Origin of the sequence: Blautia sp. aa_0143 (genome assembly GCF_004167315.1) — a bacterium.
GTDB classification, from domain to species: domain Bacteria; phylum Bacillota; class Clostridia; order Lachnospirales; family Lachnospiraceae; genus Blautia_A; species Blautia_A fusiformis.
This window is the reverse complement of record NZ_RCXU01000066.1, coordinates 1-2,386: the sequence shown is the minus strand read 5'-3', so window position 1 is coordinate 2,386 and position 2,386 is coordinate 1. Positions and strand designations below refer to the sequence as shown.

The 2,386-nt window shown below is 36.0% G+C and carries 3 protein-coding genes; all 3 read left to right on the top strand.

The genetic code is table 11. The features are described 5' to 3' along the window. The first annotated feature begins 165 nt into the window (after nt 1-165). The 3 genes from EAI83_RS16920 to EAI83_RS16910 are packed head-to-tail and all read left to right on the top strand — an operon-like array spanning nt 166 to nt 2,312. The gene (locus tag EAI83_RS16920; protein ID WP_129976292.1) at nt 166-1,857 is read left to right on the top strand and encodes an IS1634 family transposase; all 1,692 of its coding nucleotides are present in this window, start codon (nt 166-168) and stop codon (nt 1,855-1,857) included. A gap of 2 nt (nt 1,858-1,859) precedes the next feature. Continuing rightward, nucleotides 1,860-2,084: an ErpK protein gene (locus EAI83_RS16915; RefSeq protein WP_129976290.1), complete on the top strand. Its 225-nt coding sequence runs from the start codon at nt 1,860-1,862 to the stop codon at nt 2,082-2,084. Nucleotides 2,085-2,090: 6 nt separating this feature from the next. Further along, a complete protein-coding gene (locus EAI83_RS16910; RefSeq protein ID WP_129976288.1) occupies nt 2,091-2,312 on the top strand; it encodes a hypothetical protein in 222 nt (73 codons plus the stop codon). Nucleotides 2,313-2,386 lie beyond the last annotated feature (74 nt).

Here is a 2,386-nt window from a genome sequence, read left to right as displayed (position 1 = left end):
TTGTTAACTTCCAATTGTAGGTACAACTAAACAAAAATCCATTGCATATCAATTGTTAAAAACCTTGAAAATAAGCCAAAAACCTGCGTTTTTGATTGAAAAAATGCAGGATTTATGTTATACTATATTTAGTCGTAAATACAACTATTAAAGGGAGCGTAAATCATGTATCTTGATTACCTTGTTGATGTGCCAGAAGTAAAAGGGAAAATTACATTTAGAAACAAAGGGAATGCTCGTTACGTTTACTATGAGTATGATAGGATTTATGATCCTGATAAAAAATATACAACAGTAAAAAGAGTTACCATCGGAAAAGTTTCAGCAGATGATGAATTGAAAATGAGGCCGAATGAAAATTTTAAGAAATATTTTCCAGAAGTAGAAACACCGGAAGAACGATTAGATACTGGAAGAAGCAGCTGCTTGAAGGCAGGTGCATATATGGTCATCAGCAAGACAGTAAAAGATATGGGATTAGACAAGAAACTGGAAGAAACGCTGGGAGCTAAAGCAGCTGGTATGATCTTGGATTTTGCTTCTTATTCGATTATCACAGAAGGAAATGCAGCACAGTATTATCCGGATTATGCGTATAATCATCCGCTTTTCACACCTGATATGAAAATGTACAGCGATTCAACGATTTCAGATTTTTTCCGTTCGATAAATGAAAATCAAAGACAGAACTTTTTGGATTGTTGGAATGAGGAAAGGAATAAACGGGAAAGAATCTATATCTCCTATGATTCTACAAATAAGAACTGTGAAGCTGGAAATATCAGTATGGTAGAATTCGGAGCGGCAAAGATAGATGTAGGTCTTCCTATTTTCAACTATGCGGTTGGTTATGATCTTACCAATAGCGAGCCCTTAATGTATGAGAAATATCCAGGAAGTATCAATGACGTTTCGCAACTGCAGTTTATGGTGGAAAAGGTAAAAGGATACGGATATAAAAACATTGGATTTATTTTAGACAGAGGCTATTTCAGTAAGGAAAATCTAAGGTTTATGGATAACAATGGATTTGGATTTATCATTATGGTGAAAGGTTGCAAAGAGTTTATCAGCGAACAGGTTCGTAAGCAGAAAGGAACCTTTGAAAATGATTGGGGAAATCAGATTGCTGAATTCGGAGTATACGGAAAAACAGTTCACACGTTTGTGTATACAGCAGACACAAAGAAAAGATATGTCCATATTTATTATAGTGCTGCGAAGGCTGCAGGAGAACGGGCAAGATTGGAAGAAAGTATTCAGGAAATGCAGAGTTATCTGAAAAGATTCCAAGATACAGAGCACGAATTCGGACCATCATTCCATAAATATTTCCATCTGCATTACAATAAAGATACAGGCCACTTTGTTTACGGAGAGCCAAAGTTACAAGTGATTCGAGATGAACTGGATCTGTGTGGTTATTTTGCAATTATCTCATCTGAAAAAATGGATGCGAAAAAAGCAATCACCTTATATAAGAATAGAGATGCGTCGGAAAAAGTATTTCGTGCAGATAAATCTTACCTGGGTAATAACTGTCTGCGAGTTGCTTCTGAGGAAGCTGCATCAAATAAAATATTTATTGGATTTATTGCCTTGATTATCCGATGTAAGTTGTATACAGCATTAAAGGATAAAGCAGCTGAAATGCTTAAGAAACCGAATTATCTTACTGTTCCGGCAGCAATTCGGGAACTTGAGAAAATCGAAATGACAAGACAACTGGATAAGATATACCGCTTGGATCATGCAGTGTCAAAAACACAAAAAGTTGTGCTGAGTGCATTTGGAATTAGCGCAGAGCAGGTGAAATATAAAGCGAATTACATTAGTGAAAATTTAAGAGGAAAATAAAAATGGCAAGGAATATCAGTAAAGAAAGTTTAGAGCAGAAAATAGCGAAAATAGAAAAGGCAATTATCAAGAACCGTGAGCAGTACGATCGGCTGACGGCAGAGTTGGAGGATCTTCACAAAAAACAGAAAGCAATACAAAGCGAAGAGTTATTGAAAGCGATCGAAGGAAGTAGCAAGAGCTATGAGGAAATCTTAGATTTTATTCAAGGGAAAGAAAAAAGGTGAATAGGCATGGACGAATACTCTAGAATTATAATTGAAGAATACTGTATGAATCATCCGAAAACAAAAAAGGCTGTTTTTCTATGGGAGCTGGTTCACATGTCATATGATGTTGCATGTGAACCAGCCCCTTGGCAATTGATGCAACTATCACAATTAATATCAAGAGAAAGAAATCCGGAATTGAGAGAAGCACTGGAAGACTTGGACGAGTTTATGAATGGATACTAAATAGTGTGTTTTTGATCTGTACCGGTTACATCAGGAGAAGCTCGATTTAGTTGTAAAATTTCTGGAAGTTAACA

What these genes read in the sequence shown, in the direction of transcription:
- EAI83_RS16910 (WP_129976288.1), top strand. Translation starts at nt 2,091, where the DNA reads ATGGACGAATACTCTAGAATTATAATTGAAGAATACTGTATGAATCAT.
- EAI83_RS16920 (WP_129976292.1), top strand. Translation starts at nt 166, where the DNA reads ATGTATCTTGATTACCTTGTTGATGTGCCAGAAGTAAAAGGGAAAATT.
- EAI83_RS16915 (WP_129976290.1), top strand. Translation starts at nt 1,860, where the DNA reads ATGGCAAGGAATATCAGTAAAGAAAGTTTAGAGCAGAAAATAGCGAAA.